The 14,524-nt window shown below is 27.4% G+C and carries 14 protein-coding genes; 5 read left to right on the top strand and 9 right to left on the bottom strand.

Annotated elements, in window-relative coordinates:
• Positions 1-363 precede the first annotated feature (363 nt).
• The 9 genes from mnmC to nadD are packed head-to-tail and all read right to left on the bottom strand — an operon-like array spanning position 364 to position 10,454.
• Positions 364-2,160, bottom strand: a complete 1,797-nt coding sequence (gene mnmC, locus KJQ97_RS06960; RefSeq protein ID WP_214117571.1) for a bifunctional tRNA (5-methylaminomethyl-2-thiouridine)(34)-methyltransferase MnmC2/FAD-dependent 5-carboxymethylaminomethyl-2-thiouridine(34) oxidoreductase MnmC1 — start codon at positions 2,158-2,160, stop codon at positions 364-366.
• Between the two features lie 9 nt (positions 2,161-2,169).
• Complete coding sequence (locus tag KJQ97_RS06955; RefSeq protein ID WP_214120372.1) at positions 2,170-4,134, bottom strand: N-acetylmuramoyl-L-alanine amidase family protein; 1,965 nt, start codon at positions 4,132-4,134, stop codon at positions 2,170-2,172.
• The gene (locus KJQ97_RS06950; protein ID WP_214120371.1) at positions 4,127-5,227 is read right to left on the bottom strand and encodes a nitronate monooxygenase; all 1,101 of its coding nucleotides are present in this window, start codon (positions 5,225-5,227) and stop codon (positions 4,127-4,129) included. Before KJQ97_RS06950 ends, KJQ97_RS06955 begins: the two co-directional genes overlap by 8 nt.
• A gap of 2 nt (positions 5,228-5,229) precedes the next feature.
• Positions 5,230-6,435 (bottom strand): tyrosine--tRNA ligase, encoded by a 1,206-nt coding sequence (gene tyrS, locus KJQ97_RS06945; protein WP_214120370.1) that lies wholly within the window; start codon positions 6,433-6,435, stop codon positions 5,230-5,232.
• Between the two features lie 9 nt (positions 6,436-6,444).
• Positions 6,445-8,616, bottom strand: a complete 2,172-nt coding sequence (locus KJQ97_RS06940) for a RelA/SpoT family protein (RefSeq protein WP_214117575.1) — start codon at positions 8,614-8,616, stop codon at positions 6,445-6,447.
• Between the two features lie 4 nt (positions 8,617-8,620).
• Complete coding sequence (locus KJQ97_RS06935; RefSeq protein ID WP_214117576.1) at positions 8,621-8,833, bottom strand: DNA-directed RNA polymerase subunit omega; 213 nt, start codon at positions 8,831-8,833, stop codon at positions 8,621-8,623.
• A gap of 14 nt (positions 8,834-8,847) precedes the next feature.
• Positions 8,848-9,558 (bottom strand): UMP kinase, encoded by a 711-nt coding sequence (gene pyrH, locus KJQ97_RS06930; RefSeq protein ID WP_250325143.1) that lies wholly within the window; start codon positions 9,556-9,558, stop codon positions 8,848-8,850.
• Between the two features lie 45 nt (positions 9,559-9,603).
• Positions 9,604-9,918, bottom strand: a complete 315-nt coding sequence (gene rsfS / locus KJQ97_RS06925) for a ribosome silencing factor (protein WP_214117577.1) — start codon at positions 9,916-9,918, stop codon at positions 9,604-9,606.
• Entirely contained in the window at positions 9,918-10,454 is a 537-nt protein-coding gene (gene nadD / locus KJQ97_RS06920; RefSeq protein WP_214117578.1) for a nicotinate (nicotinamide) nucleotide adenylyltransferase, read from the bottom strand. Before nadD ends, rsfS begins: the two co-directional genes overlap by 1 nt.
• A 58-nt stretch (positions 10,455-10,512) precedes the next feature.
• On the opposite strand from nadD, the gene gap reads away from it, so the two are divergent.
• The 5 genes from gap to KJQ97_RS06895 are packed head-to-tail and all read left to right on the top strand — an operon-like array spanning position 10,513 to position 14,426.
• Positions 10,513-11,514 (top strand): type I glyceraldehyde-3-phosphate dehydrogenase, encoded by a 1,002-nt coding sequence (gene gap, locus KJQ97_RS06915; protein ID WP_214117579.1) that lies wholly within the window; start codon positions 10,513-10,515, stop codon positions 11,512-11,514.
• A gap of 1 nt (position 11,515) precedes the next feature.
• On the top strand, positions 11,516-12,709 hold the full coding sequence (locus KJQ97_RS06910; protein WP_214120369.1) for a phosphoglycerate kinase: 1,194 nt from the start codon (positions 11,516-11,518) through the stop codon (positions 12,707-12,709).
• On the top strand, positions 12,709-13,395 hold the full coding sequence (locus KJQ97_RS06905) for a triose-phosphate isomerase (RefSeq protein ID WP_214117581.1): 687 nt from the start codon (positions 12,709-12,711) through the stop codon (positions 13,393-13,395). Before KJQ97_RS06910 ends, KJQ97_RS06905 begins: the two co-directional genes overlap by 1 nt.
• A gap of 1 nt (position 13,396) precedes the next feature.
• A complete protein-coding gene (locus tag KJQ97_RS06900) occupies positions 13,397-14,068 on the top strand; it encodes an aspartate/glutamate racemase family protein (RefSeq protein ID WP_214117582.1) in 672 nt (223 codons plus the stop codon).
• 1 nt (position 14,069) lies between these two features.
• Complete coding sequence (locus KJQ97_RS06895) at positions 14,070-14,426, top strand: DUF1353 domain-containing protein (protein ID WP_214120368.1); 357 nt, start codon at positions 14,070-14,072, stop codon at positions 14,424-14,426.
• The last annotated feature ends 98 nt before the right edge of the window (positions 14,427-14,524 follow it).

The following is a 14,524-nucleotide window of genomic DNA, read 5'->3' as shown; positions in this document are numbered from 1 at the left end:
TCTATATAATTATTTAAATTTACAAAATAATCATGTCCGTTACACTCAACATTTCTTCCGCTAATTGTCTCGGCTAATTTAAATAACTTTTCATCACTTAATTCCTTTGAAAAAACAAAAGCACTAATTAATAAAAATACAATCTTTTTCAATACAAATCCTGATAATTTAATAGCCCTAACTTTAACATTTTTAAATAATTATTTGGTATTTTTTCGCACTAGTTTTAAATAAAAAATATAATTAAGTTTGTACTAAATCAATATATATTTTTAATACTAAAATATAAAAATTACGCTTTTTTAAAGAAATTAATATTGAATTGTTATTAGTTTTTGATAGCAAAATTAGGAATTTAAATTCCTAATCTTTAACTAAGCCTTTTTTTAAATCTCTTATTAAAAATCTAGCAGGATGAAGTGCGTGTTCGTATCTTTTAAACATTCCGCTAGGTGTGTTGTTAAAATAACTAGCAATTAATCTTGCAGATGTTATCGCACTAGATAAACCCCTTGAACCATGAGCTGTATTTATAAAAATCCTACTTCTTGGAGAATTTACTTGCGGTTTATGTTTATCAAATTGTAAAGATTTATAAAGATTTTTATATTTTTCTTCATTGAAATAAGCTCCAACAATAGGAAATCTATCTGAAGAATAACTTCTATAACCAACCCTATTACCTATTACCAAATCACTAAAATCAGCTTTAAAAATTTCTTTAAAATTATTTATATTAATATCATCATACTCTCTACTTGCTTCAGCAATTAAGTTTCTATCATAAGTAGCACCTAATAAAATAATCCCATCTTTTGCTCCAGTTATATAAGCTTTTGAGCTAATTGGGTGCTTATATTTAATTTTATTTTTTAGCCAAGTTGCCTGACCTCTTACTACTGATAATGGTAAATTACTAAAGATTTCTTTAGAATATGCACCACTAGCAAATATTACAGCATCAAAAATCATAGTCTTATTATCAAAATCAAGCTCAACTCTATCATAAAATTCTCTAAAACTATTTAGTTTATAATTTAAAAATATCCTAGTATTGGATTTTGCAAAAATTTTAGGAACTAATTTACAGGGTTCTAATGTCCCACCATCTTTTAAATATGCAAAATCAAAATGTAATTTAATTAATGGATTATCCTTTTGTAGTTTAAATCTTTCTCTTAATTCATCAGTATATGCGTGCTCTAATATCCCTTCTAGGTTATAGCCTAATTTTTTATAAAATTTTGAGCTATGCCAAAACGAAAACTGACTAAATTCTCCTAACAAACTTGATGGATTTTGAATTAATGCTGTTAATAACCCTATTTTATTTCCGCTTCCTTCGTTTGCTAAAGTATGGCTTTGCTCAAATACACTAATAGTTTTACCTAACTTTGATAGTTCATAAGCTATTGTAGCACCTGCAATACCACCACCAATAATTGCTATATTATTAACTTCTAAATAATTTTTATGAAAATATCCTTCTATATCATCTTGCAAATCTTTATGTTTTAATATAGCAAGAGTGCTTTCTCTTTTTATTCCCAAATTAATATCGTGTATTTCAAATCCTAATTCAATTAAAGATTTTTTAAAATCAGAATTTGAACTATAACTAACTAATTTACCAGTTAATTTTAATAGCTTTTTGACATATTTTAAAGTCTCTTTAGAAAACATTTCTTTATTTTTATTAGGAGAAAAACCATCAGCATATACAACATCAGCTAAAAAATCTAAATCTTTTAAAGCAATATTTACATCTTGAAATACCAAGTCAAGAACAACGCCATCAAATTCTATTCTATAAATTCCATCTTTACAAGGTGGGTAATCATTAATAAAATTATTATTTAACTCTATACCAAATTTATTACAAAAATATCTTATATCATCAATACTTTGGTAATAATTTTCAATCGCTACATAATGGAGTTTTATGCCTAAATCAATAGCTCTTTTTGCGCTTAAAAAGAAATTTAAACCCAATCCAAAACCAAGTTCTAAAATAGTTAATTTATTAAATGCGTTACTAAAAGCATTATCTATATAAATTCCATTTCTTTCTTTTAAAGGTTCTTTTATGTTGTAATAAAAATCATCAAAATCTAAAGAAAAAATCTCATCATTTTTTAAAATCCAATTCGCCTTTTTCATAAAACTTCCTTATTTGTTTTTAACAAAATAACTCTCAATTCCATTTACAATACCATTTACCAAATAATCCTGATAAGCACTATCTGCGATATTTTTACCTTCAATAGGATGTGATATATAGCCAACTTCAATCAAAACAGCAGGCATTAAAGCACCAACTAAAACCCAAAAAGGAGCTTCTTTTACTCCACCATCTCGCTTTAAATATCCCTTAGGTATATTATTTAAAATACCACCTTGTATATCAATAGCTAACTTATTAGATGAAATAATTTTTTCTCTATTTAAAAAATTCAAAAAAGTTTGTTTAGAAAAATAATTCATCTCTTCAATATCACTTTTATTTTCTATTGCAGCTGCGTTTTTACTTCTTTCGCTTCTAGCTGGAGAGAGAAAATATGTCTCAATTCCATATATTTTATCAAATTTTGTCTTATCCCCGATAGAATTTGCGTGAATACTTATAAATAAATCACTTTTTTTATCATTTGCCATTTTAGTTCTATCTCTTAGATTTATATAAACATCTTTTTTTCTTGTTAAAAATACTTTATACCCTTTGTTTTTTAGAGCTTTTTCTAATTTTAGAACTATTGATAGAGTAATGTTTTTTTCATATCTGCCAAAAGCAGTTGCACCTACATCTTTTCCACCATGACCTGCGTCTAAAGTAATTAATAAATTTGATTTTTTAAATCCAACTTCAACTTTTTCACTAATTTCATCGGTGCTTACTTCTAGAGAATTATTATTTATATTAAAAAATATTTTTTTAGTATTCTTAGAGTACAAAACCACTCTTACCTTTTTAGGATTAAATTGTAAAACACTAATAGAGTATGTTTTAAAATCATAATTTTTCCTACCACCATTTAAAACTGCGTCAAATTCTAAAATTTGATTGTTGTTATAGCTAAAAGTTTTAATATCATCATTTGATAAAGAATTATTTAAAGTCAATAAAACACCATTATCTTTTTTAACGGCTTTTGTAATTATTATAGGTTTTTTGTTTTTATCATTTGTAATATTATTTGTAGCATTATCATTACTATCTAGCTTCGTATTTATATTACTTTCTTGTTTGTTTTTATCGTTAGTAATAGCGTTTTTTGCATTATTATTTACTTTAGTATTATTATCTAATTCTTTTTTATCTTCAACTAAAGATTTTTTTATTTGAGTAGTATTTTCTTGTTTATTTTGCTCTTGCAAATTACCATCTATAGTAATGAGTAAAACATTATTATCAATCTTATAATCTAATTTCAAATCAGATTTTGACCTTAATACAAATCTTACTTTTTCCGGATTAAATTGAACCAAACTTACTTCATAATTTTTATCTATGAAATTTTGTTTTCCTATATCTAAAGCAGCATTAAATTCCAATATTTTATTTTTTAATTCTTTTGTATTATAGATAATACTTTTTATATTATTATCAAAATCTCCTTTTAATGATATTTCTATTGTATTATTTGCCTTATTAATTTTAGTTATATAAGTTTTTTTTACTTCTTCTTGTTTTGTTTCTGGCTTATTTTGACTATTTATATTTTTAGAATTTAAAGTATTTGTTGTAGTTTTAGTATTTTGTGTTTTGGTATTTTGAGTATTAATTGATTTTTGCTCTTTAGCTATATCTTTAGTCTTTTTTGCATCAGTATTATTTATGTTATTGAATGAAATCTTATTAGGATTAATACCTAAATCTTGTAATTCTTTTTGATATGTAGATGAGTCAAGTTTTAATGTTTTTGAACTTAAAATAATTCTTTTTAAAACTTCTTTTTTGGTATCAATATCATCAGAAATTATACTTTTAATATATATAGTTTTTAATCTCTGATGAATTGCTAATTGTTCTGTTTTGCTAGATAATAAAAAACTCTTATCAAAATTAACAAATTCTTCATTTAAACTACTAGCAAACAAAACAACGCTTAGTAATAATAGTAAGATTTTATTCATCTTCACCATTAACTAATTTTTCAATCAACTCTTTAACACTAATTAACTTATTTAATCTATATCCATTAGCACCTGTAAAAAATAATCCACTTTCCTTTTTTCCACTATAAGCATCATAAAGTCTTTCGGCAATACAATATCCTACCTTTTTAGCGCCCCTACCACGCTCACATGGTGCAACACAATTTGCTATACAAGAAATTTTAGGAGCAGTGCCTTCTTCTATCATTTTTTGAAGGTTTGTTCTAATACCACGAGCAGGATAGCCAACAGGACTTTTTAGCAATTCTATATCTTCTTTTTTAGCATCTAATAATACTTGTTTAAATTCAAGTGCAGCATCACATTCATAAGTTCCTATAAATCTTGTTCCCATTTGAACCCCATTTGCACCTAAACTAATAGCATTTAAAATGTCATTTTTATTCCAAATTCCACCAGCTGCAATTAAAGGAATATTATCTCCCCATTCATTAAGTTCAGCTCTTACTTCAGGAATTAATTTTTCTAATTGATAATTTGGGTCTATACATTGCTCGTATGTAAATCCTTGATGACCACCACTTAAAGGCCCTTCAAGAACAACTGCATCAGGCAATCTATCGTATCTTTGAGTCCATCTTTTACAAATTATTTTAAGTGCTTTTGCTGATGATACAATAGGAATTAATGCAACATCAGGAAAGTCTTTAGTAAATTCTGGCAAATTTGTAGGTAATCCTGCACCACTAATAATTGCATTAAAACCAACATTACAAGCGTCTTTTACTATTCTTTCATATTCATTTGACGCATGCATTATATTACAGCCTAATGGCGAGTCATTGCAGATTTTTCTAGCATTAGTAATTACAGCATTAAGTCCTTTTGTAGAATAAAAATTCTCACTTCCATAAGGTTTGCCATTTAGTTCTTTGCTAATATGTGCTCTATTTTCATAAAACCCAGTTCCAACCGAACTAATAATACCTAAAGCTCCATTTAAACTAACATTACCAGCTAATTTATCCCAACTTATTCCAAGTCCCATACCTCCTTGAAATACCGGCACTTTTAATGTAAAATTTCTTATTTTTAATTCTGGTAAGCTCATTATTATCCTTTTATTATTACTTTTGCAAATTTTCTTTTTCCAACTTGAATTATAAATTCACCATTGCTTAATTTTAGTTGTTCATCGCTAATTTTTTCTCCATTAACACTTACAGAATTAGCTTTTATAGCTCTTCTTGCTTCACTGCCTGAACTTGCTAAATTAGTATCTTGCATTAGTTTTATAATCCATTGTTCTTCATTAAAATTAAACTCCGCAATATCACTTGGAATTTCATTTTTACTATGAATATTATCAAACTCATTTTTCGCATTAATTGCTAAATCTTTACCCCAAAATCTCTCAACTATTTCTAAAGCCAAATTTTCTTTAGCAACCTTTGGATGTAGAGTATTGTTTTTAATATTGTCAAAAATATCATTAATTTCTTTTGTTGTCTTAAAGCTTAAAAGATTGTAATATTCTTTCATTAATTCATCACTTATACTAAGTAATTTTGCATACATAGAATTTGGTTCTTCACTAACTCCGATATAATTACCCAAACTTTTACTCATTTTATTAACACCATCAAGACCTACTAAAAGTGGTAACATTATAATACCTTGCTCTTTACCTGTATTATAAGTTCTTTGTAATGTTCTACCCATTAATAAATTAAATTTTTGGTCAGTTCCACCCATTTCAATATCGCATTTTAATGCAACGCTATCATAACCTTGTAAAAGTGGATATAAAAATTCGCTAATTGATATAGGGCTTTGTTCTTTAAATCTTTTCGTAAAATCATCTCTCTCAAGCATTCTAGCTACACTAAAAGTTGATGTAAGTTCAACTATGCCAACTGCTCCTAGAGCATTAAGCCAAGTTGAATTAAATTTTAATTCAGTTTTTTCTTTATCTAAAATTTTAAAAACTTGCTCTTCATAAGTTTTTGCATTTTTTAAAACTTCTTCCTTGCTTAATTGTTTTCTAGTAGCACTTTTGCCTGTTGGATCACCTATTTGAGCAGTGAAATCTCCTATTAGGAATTGAACTATAGCACCATGATTTTGTAAAAATCTCATTTTGTTTAAAATAACACTATGACCTAAATGTAAATCAGGTGCAGTTGGGTCAAACCCAGCTTTTACATAAAATACTTCGCCCTTTTCATAGTAATTTTTAATCAAATTCTTAATTTTTTCTAAATCAATAAATTCTGATACACCGCGTTCTAAATCATTATAAATTTCATTCAAATTCATCTTTATCCTTTATTCACTATAAGCGTCTTTTAATGATATAAACTCATAGATTTTACATTTTGTTTTGATTTTTTCTTTTGCTATTTCTATATTTTGATTATCAGGTACTTCAAAAACTATTTCAAAATACTCCAATAAACTATCAGCATTTTTTGTAATATTAATACTATTAACATTGATTTGTAGTTTTAGTAATTCTGTTAATAATGCTAATAATGTGCCTTTTTTATTCTCTAAAGAAAAAATCATTTTATAATTTTTAGGAGCATGCTTAGACCATTTAATTAGCACCATTTCTTCTTTAGAATCTTCCATTAATTTACTTGCTCTTTCACATAATTTATTATGAATTGTAACAGAATGATTATGTTTAAAAGCAACAATATCATCACCTCTTTTTGGGTTACAACAATAATCAAAATCCACATTATTTATTTTGTAGTTTGAATATACAACAAGATTTTCTATTCTTTGTTTTTTTAAATCATAATTTTTAACTAGCCAAATTCTTTTTGAATATTTTTTAAGACTATCTATAACCTTACTTAAAGTAATATTATCTGTAGTGCATTTTTTAACATTTTTTGATAGTTTTTCATTTGCAATCCAAGTATTTATTTTATCTTCATCAGCACTAAAAATAGTTTGCAAAATTCTTAACCCAGCTTTTTGGTCTATACTTGAAATTCTTTGCTTGCAATGTGATTTAATCATAGCTTTGGCTCTAGCAGTAACTACACTATCAAGCCAAGAGCATCTTGGTTTTGCGTTATCATCTATCTCAATTCTTACAATATCCCCATTTTTAAGACTTGTAAGCAATGGAGATTTTACTCTGTTTATATAAGCATGACTTGCTTTAAGACCAATTTGTGAATGAACTTCAAAAGCAAAATCAAGAGCAGTCGAACCTCTAGGTAATGTAAAAATCTCTCCTTTTGGAGAATAAACTGCAATATCTTCAACATATAAACTATCTTTTGCGTATTCATAAAATGCCAAATCATTGTCTTTTTCTTCTAAAGAACTATTGGTTGCTATATCATTTACCCAATCAGCTTTATAGTCTTCTTTATCATTTTTATATTTCCAATGTGCTGCAATTCCAAGTTCTGCAGTTTCGTGCATTTTATACGTTCTAATTTGTGCTTCTATTATTGATTGTGCGTCAAATAAAGTAGTATGGATTGTTTGGTAACCATTTTGCTTAGGTAAGGCAATATAGTCTTTAAATCTTGAAGCAAGTGGATTAAAATGCACATGTAAAAGCCCTAAAACTATATAACAATCTTTAACATCTTTTACTAAAATTCTAATCCCCAATAAATCAAGCACTTCTTCAATACTAACGCCTTTTCTTTGCATTTTTAAAAAAATAGAATATACATGTTTTATTCTTTTTTCTATTTTAAAATCTACATCTTCAATATATCCATTATCACGCATTAAATTAATTATTTTTTCAATAAAATCATTTAATGTTAATTGTAATTGCACATTATTTGCTTTTAAATAATCTGCTATTTCTTTAAATTCTACTGGCATTAAATATTTAAAACTTAAATCTTCTAAGTAATTTTTAATACTAGAAATTCCTAGCCTATGTGCAATTGGTGCATATACCATTAGAGTTTCTTCAGCTATTCTTTTTTGTTTTGCTTCTCTTAACGCATCAAGAGTTAGCATATTATGCAATCTATCACATAATTTAACAAGCAATACCCTACTATCTTCAATGCTAACCATCAGCATATTTCTAAAAGTCATTGCTGATTTTCTAAGTTTTTCGTTTGATTCTGAACTAGCTAAATTATCTCCCCTAATCTCAACTATTTTAGTCATACCTTCAACTAAAATACCCACAGAATGTCCGAACATTTTTACAAGTTCTTCCTGAGTGCATTCGGTATCTTCTACAACATCGTGCAAAAGTGCTGCTAAAATCATACTTTCATCTTTTGAAAAGAAAGCTACAAAACACGCAACTAAAATAGGATGAATAGAATAAGGTTCTCCACTTTTTCTAAATTGTCCTTCATGTGATTTTATACAAAAATCTAAAGCTTTTTCAAGCATAGGAGTGCTTGAAAAAAGTGAATACAATAATTCCCGTGCTTTATTTAAATCATTACAATGCTTAATGTCTTCTAATAATGTTTCAAAACTTAGAATATTTTTCATTTTTTTATTCGTTTATTACACCATCAAATATAATTTTTTCTTCAGCAACTTCTAACATTGCTATATCAGTAAATTTCATTTTTCCTTTTTCAACTTTTACTAAAGGTTCAGCACCATCACTTAATTCTCTAGCTCTTTTAGCTACTATTAAAGATAGAATATATCTATCATTTCCTACTTTTTCTAATGCTTTTGCTGCTACTTGTTCAGTTCTCATTTTATTCCTTTTAATTAATTTTTTACGATTGAGCAATTGCTAAAATCATCTTTAATAATTTTTAAAATATTACCTTCTTCAAACATATTGCAAACTACTATTGGTAATTTATTATCCTTAGCAAGTGCTATTGCTGTATCGTCCATTACCTTAATATCATCGCCCATAGCAAGTTCGTAACTTAATTCATTATATCTTTTTGCATCTTCAAATTTCATAGGGTCTTTATCATATACACCATTAACTTTTGTTGCTTTAATAATCATTTCAGCATTAATTTCAATAGCTCTTAAAACTGCTGCAGTATCAGTAGTAAAAAATGGATTACCTGTTCCTGCTGCAAAAATTACAACTCTGCCTTTTTCTAAATGTCTTTGCGCTCTTCTCATAATATAAGTTTCGCAAAAAGCTTCCATTTGAATAGCACTCTGAACTCTTACACTAATTCCACAACCTTCTAACGCTTCTTGCATAGCAATTGAGTTTATCACGGTAGATAACATTCCCATATGATCGCCACTAACACGCTTAATTATCCCATCTTTAGCAGCACTAACTCCACGAATAATATTACCGCCACCGATAACAATTCCTACTTGAGTTCCAGCATCTACTAATTGTTTAATTTGTCCTGCAATAAACTTTAAAATATGAGTATCTATTCCAAAGCCTTGCTTTCCAGCCAAAGCTTCACCTGAAAACTTAATTAAAATTCTTTTAGCCATAATGATTTCTCCTTAATTGATAAACGCGATACTACAAAAAAATTTTTAACGCTTAAACTCAAGTAAGAATTTTTCAATCTGATATCTATCTCTATAAGCAGGGCTCATTAAATGAATTAAACAATCTCCTAAATCAAGAACACTCCAATCATCAGTGCATTCTTCATAATAAACTTTACTATTATGTTTTTTTAGCAATTCTTTAATATCTTCAATTATTGCAAAAGATTGTTTAGTAGAAATCATAGTTGCAATAATTACTTCATCTACAAAATATTCACTTCCTTTAATATTAATCAACTCAACATTCTCTGCTTTTTTTTCATCTAAAAGCTTAATAATATCTTCATTTCTATTCATTACTTTCCTTTATAAAATTCTTTTACTTCATCTTTAATTTTAGGATTTACTTTTTCCAAAATCAAATTATTTCTTATAAAACTTGAAGAAATATCTTCATTTATTTCAAGTCTTAAATAATTATCTGGTATAAAAATATTATCCCTACTAGCTATAACAAAAACGACATTTTTAGATAATTCATCAAAATTATGCCATTTATGTAAAGTTTTTAAATGATCAGCTCCTATTATAAAATAAATTAAGCTAGAATTTAGTAAATTTTTAAAATACATAACACTCTTAAAACTAGGAACTGGCTCATTTTGAGATATTTCATAATCACTTATTAATAATTTATCACTTTCAACAAACACACTCTTTAGCCATTTTAATCTAAGTTCTGGACTAGCATTAAAATTATTTTTAAATAAACTAATATACGTTGGCAATATTATTAATTTATCAATATCTAATGTATCTAAAGCTGCTTTTACTACTTTTTCATGACCTAAATGAACTGGGTCAAAACTACCACCAAAAATTGCTATTTTCAAAATCTCTTAACCTTTTTTTATTAGTATTATCTCAAATTTTTTAAATAAAGGGTTAAAAATGGGAGTAAATGTAGCGATTAATGGATTTGGTAGGATTGGTAGATGTCTTAGTAGAATAATTCTTAATGAAAACAAAATGAATTTAGTAGCAATAAATTGCTCGTGGGATATGAAAAGTATTAAATACCTTCTAAAATACGATAGTGTTCATGGGAATTTCAATCAAGAAATTGACAATGATGGAGAAGATATTTTAATAGTAGGAAATAAAAGAATTCAAATAATTAGAAGTAGAGAAATTGAAAATATTGATTTTGCTAAATATGGAGCTAGTTTAGTTTTTGAATGCACGGGAGCATTTTTAACACAAGAAAAAACTAAAGCATATTTAGACAATGGTATTAAACAAGTAATTATGTCAGCACCACCAAAAGATAATACACCTATGTTTGTAATGGATGTAAATCACACTAAATATAACGGCGAAGCTATTATTTCAAATGCAAGTTGCACAACAAACTGCCTTGCACCAATGGCAAAAGTTTTAGATGAAAATTTCGGTATTAAAAAAGCTTTAATGAATACAATTCACGCATATACAGCAACTCAAGAACTATGTGATACAAAATGCCCTAAAGACATTAGAAGGGGTCGCGCAGCAGCACTAAATCTAGTCCCATCAAGCACAGGTGCAGCAAAATCAATAGGTAAAGTTATACCTAACCTTTTAGGTAAAGTTGATGGTCAAAGTGTTAGAACTAGCTTAGCAAATGTATCAATGCTTGATTTAACTTTATTGTTAGATAAAAAAACTACAAAAGATGAAATAAATGAAACTTTTATAAAAGCAAGTAAAACAATGAATGAAATTCTAGCAATTGATTACGATTGCTGCGTTTCAAGTGATTTTTGCACTAGCACTTATGGATGTATATTTGTCCCTGATTTAACTCAAATAATTGATGAAGATTTTGTAAAAGTTCTAGCTTGGTATGATAATGAATACGGATATTCATATCAATTAAATAGATTAGCTCAATATATTAGCAAGGAGAAATAATATGCCTTTAATTTCCATAAAAGATGTAGATTTAGTAAATAAATGTGTTTTTATTAGATGTGATTTTAATGTCCCACAAGATGAATTTGGAAACATTAGTGATGATAGAAGAATAAAATCTGCAATTCCAACTATTAAATATTGCCTTGACAATGATGCTAGAGTGATTCTTGCAAGTCATTTGGGTAGACCAAAAGAAATAAGTGATAAATATTCTTTAAAGCCAGTTGCAAAAAGATTATCAAAACTTCTTGGAACTGAAGTTGTAATGGCAAACGATATAATCGGAGAAGACGCTCAAAACAAAGCTAAAAACTTAAAAAAAGGTGAAATTTTACTACTAGAGAATTTAAGATTTATAAAAGGTGAAACAAAAAACGATGAAGATTTGGCTAAGAGTTTAGCTTCAATGTGTGATGTGTATTGTAATGATGCTTTTGGAGTTTGCCATAGAGCACATTCAAGTGTAGAAGCAATTACTAGATTTGCAAAAGAAATTTGTGCTGGGTTTTTATTGCAAAAAGAATTTAATTTCGCACAAGATTTATTAAAATCTCCTGCTAGACCTTTTGTTGCTGTTGTTGGTGGTAGTAAAGTTAGTGGAAAATTACAAGCTTTACACAATCTACTTCCTAAAGTTGATAAGATAATAATTGGTGGCGGAATGGCTTTTACTTTCCTTAAAGCAAACGGATTAAACATAGGAAATTCAATTGTAGAAGAAGAACTAATTGAAGATGCTAAACAAATTATGCAAACTGCAAAAGAACTAGGCGTTAAGTTATATTTACCTGTTGATGTTCTTGCTGCACAAAGCTTTTCAAATGATAGTGTAGTAAAGAAAGTAAGCGTTCAAGAAATACCAAATGGTTGGATGGGGCTTGATATTGGACCTGCTAGCTCAATTTTATTTAAAGAAATTTTAAGTGACGCTCAAACTATATGGTGGAATGGACCTATGGGAGTATTTGAGTTTGATAAATTCTCAAAAGGTAGCTTTAAAATGAGCCATTATATAAGCGATTCTTATGCTACTAGCGTTGCTGGTGGTGGAGATACTGCTGATGTTATTAATCGTGCAGGAGATGCTGATGATTTTAGTTTTATCTCTACTGGCGGTGGTGCTAGTTTAGAACTAATTGAAGGTAAGGAATTACCTGCTATAAAACCACTTATATTAAAGGAAGAATATTAATGATAATTGCCGCAAATTTTAAATGTAATCATACTAGAAAAGGTTTTGCTGAATACGCTAAAAAACTTAATGCTTATTTAAGATTTAGTGATTTTACTAATCTTGAAGTAATTGTAGCTCCAAGTGCAACTTCATTTATTGATAGTGAATTTAGTTTCATTCAAGCTGCTCAAAATATATATCCAACTCATAGTGGAGCTTTTACTGGAGAAATTGGACTAGATCATTTGCTAGAATTTGGAATTAAAACAATTATTTTAGGACATTGTGAAAGAAGAAATTTAGGCGAAACAGATGAATTTCTAGCAAAAAAATTTGAATTTTGCGCTGAAAATGATTTAAAAATTATTTATTGCATAGGAGAAGATTACTCTACTTACGAACAAAATAAAAGCATAGATTTTTTAAATAAACAACTAAATAAAATAGATTTGCAATATGATAAATTAATATTAGCTTATGAGCCAATTTATAGTATTGGTAAAAGTGCTGCAAAATTAGAAGATATTGAAAATATTATGAGCTTTTTACGCTCAAAAACTAAGCAAAGTATTTTATATGGTGGTAGTGTAAATTCTAGTAATATCGCTGATATCAAAAGACTTTGCGATGGGGTTTTGGTAGGTGGAGCTAGTCTTAATGTAGATGGTTTTATAGACTTAATCAATGCCGCAATAAGAGGTTAATATGATAGGCCTAATCGGTGGGATGAGCTATGCTAGCACAATAACTTATTATAAATTAATAAATGAATTTAGCCAAGCTCATCACAATTCTTTATCTCGTGCAAAGATTTTAATATCAAGCGTAGATTTTGATGAGATTGAAGAGCTTCAACACAATAACGAATGGCAAAAAGCAGGGGAATTATTAAATAAAGAAGCAAAAAGATTAGAAAAGGCTGGAGCAAACATAATTGCACTTTGTACAAATACTATGCATAAAATTGCAAATGATTTGCAAAAAGATTTAAAAGCTAGATTTATTCATATAGCCCATTCAAGCCTTAAAGAATTAAATCATAATAATATAAAAAATATTTTATTACTAGGCACTAAATACACTATGCAAGAAGACTTTTATAAAAAAGAGTTAAAAGGAATAAATGTAATTACCCCAAATAATAGTGATATAAATACTATTAATGATATTATTTTTAATGAACTTTGCTTTAATGTTATCAAACAAAATAGCAAAGAAACTTTCATAAATATTATAAATAAGCATAATATTGAAGGAATTTTATTAGCTTGCACTGAAATTGCACTATTAATTAACGAAAATGATTTTAAAAATATAAAAGTCTTTGATACAACATATATTCATGCAAAAGATATATTTTTGCAGTCTTTAGAGTAAAATGACAAGAGTTATAGTAAAACCAATAGATAAAAATAAATTTGAACTAGCTTTTGAATATAAATATGAAAGCAAAAATCAAACCATCATAATACCAAAGGGATTTGTTACAAATGGAGCAAATATACCTAGAATATTTTGGAGTTTCTTTCCACCGAATTCTCCAGAATACTTATCAGCAGTAGTAATTCATGATTTTTTATGTCTTCAAGCTAAAAAAAGTAAAAAATACCAAGACGCTGTTTTAGCTGATGAAATTTTTAAAGAAGCTCTTAGAACTTTGCAAGTGGCAAATTACAAAATTAAAATATTTTATTTTTCTTGTAAAATATATCACTTATATAAAAAATACTTATGATTTTATAGGTAATAAAATATTAAATACAAAAACTACATACTATAATTCAATAGTTTTCATTCTTTAAAATTTTAATACTTAAGTAAATAATATAAATC

The sequence above is a fragment of the Campylobacter sp. 2018MI01 genome (genome assembly GCF_018501205.1).
Lineage (GTDB): Bacteria > Campylobacterota > Campylobacteria > Campylobacterales > Campylobacteraceae > Campylobacter_E.
This window is presented reverse-complemented; position numbering and strand designations above follow the sequence as displayed.

What these genes read in the sequence shown, in the direction of transcription:
- mnmC (WP_214117571.1), bottom strand. Translation starts at nt 2,160, where the DNA reads ATGAAAAAGGCGAATTGGATTTTAAAAAATGATGAGATTTTTTCTTTA.
- KJQ97_RS06955 (WP_214120372.1), bottom strand. Translation starts at nt 4,134, where the DNA reads ATGAATAAAATCTTACTATTATTACTAAGCGTTGTTTTGTTTGCTAGT.
- KJQ97_RS06950 (WP_214120371.1), bottom strand. Translation starts at nt 5,227, where the DNA reads ATGAGCTTACCAGAATTAAAAATAAGAAATTTTACATTAAAAGTGCCG.
- tyrS (WP_214120370.1), bottom strand. Translation starts at nt 6,435, where the DNA reads ATGAATTTGAATGAAATTTATAATGATTTAGAACGCGGTGTATCAGAA.
- KJQ97_RS06940 (WP_214117575.1), bottom strand. Translation starts at nt 8,616, where the DNA reads ATGAAAAATATTCTAAGTTTTGAAACATTATTAGAAGACATTAAGCAT.
- KJQ97_RS06935 (WP_214117576.1), bottom strand. Translation starts at nt 8,833, where the DNA reads ATGAGAACTGAACAAGTAGCAGCAAAAGCATTAGAAAAAGTAGGAAAT.
- pyrH (WP_250325143.1), bottom strand. Translation starts at nt 9,558, where the DNA reads ATGGCTAAAAGAATTTTAATTAAGTTTTCAGGTGAAGCTTTGGCTGGA.
- rsfS (WP_214117577.1), bottom strand. Translation starts at nt 9,918, where the DNA reads ATGAATAGAAATGAAGATATTATTAAGCTTTTAGATGAAAAAAAAGCA.
- gap (WP_214117579.1), top strand. Translation starts at nt 10,513, where the DNA reads ATGGGAGTAAATGTAGCGATTAATGGATTTGGTAGGATTGGTAGATGT.
- KJQ97_RS06910 (WP_214120369.1), top strand. Translation starts at nt 11,516, where the DNA reads ATGCCTTTAATTTCCATAAAAGATGTAGATTTAGTAAATAAATGTGTT.
- KJQ97_RS06905 (WP_214117581.1), top strand. Translation starts at nt 12,709, where the DNA reads ATGATAATTGCCGCAAATTTTAAATGTAATCATACTAGAAAAGGTTTT.
- KJQ97_RS06900 (WP_214117582.1), top strand. Translation starts at nt 13,397, where the DNA reads ATGATAGGCCTAATCGGTGGGATGAGCTATGCTAGCACAATAACTTAT.
- KJQ97_RS06895 (WP_214120368.1), top strand. Translation starts at nt 14,070, where the DNA reads ATGACAAGAGTTATAGTAAAACCAATAGATAAAAATAAATTTGAACTA.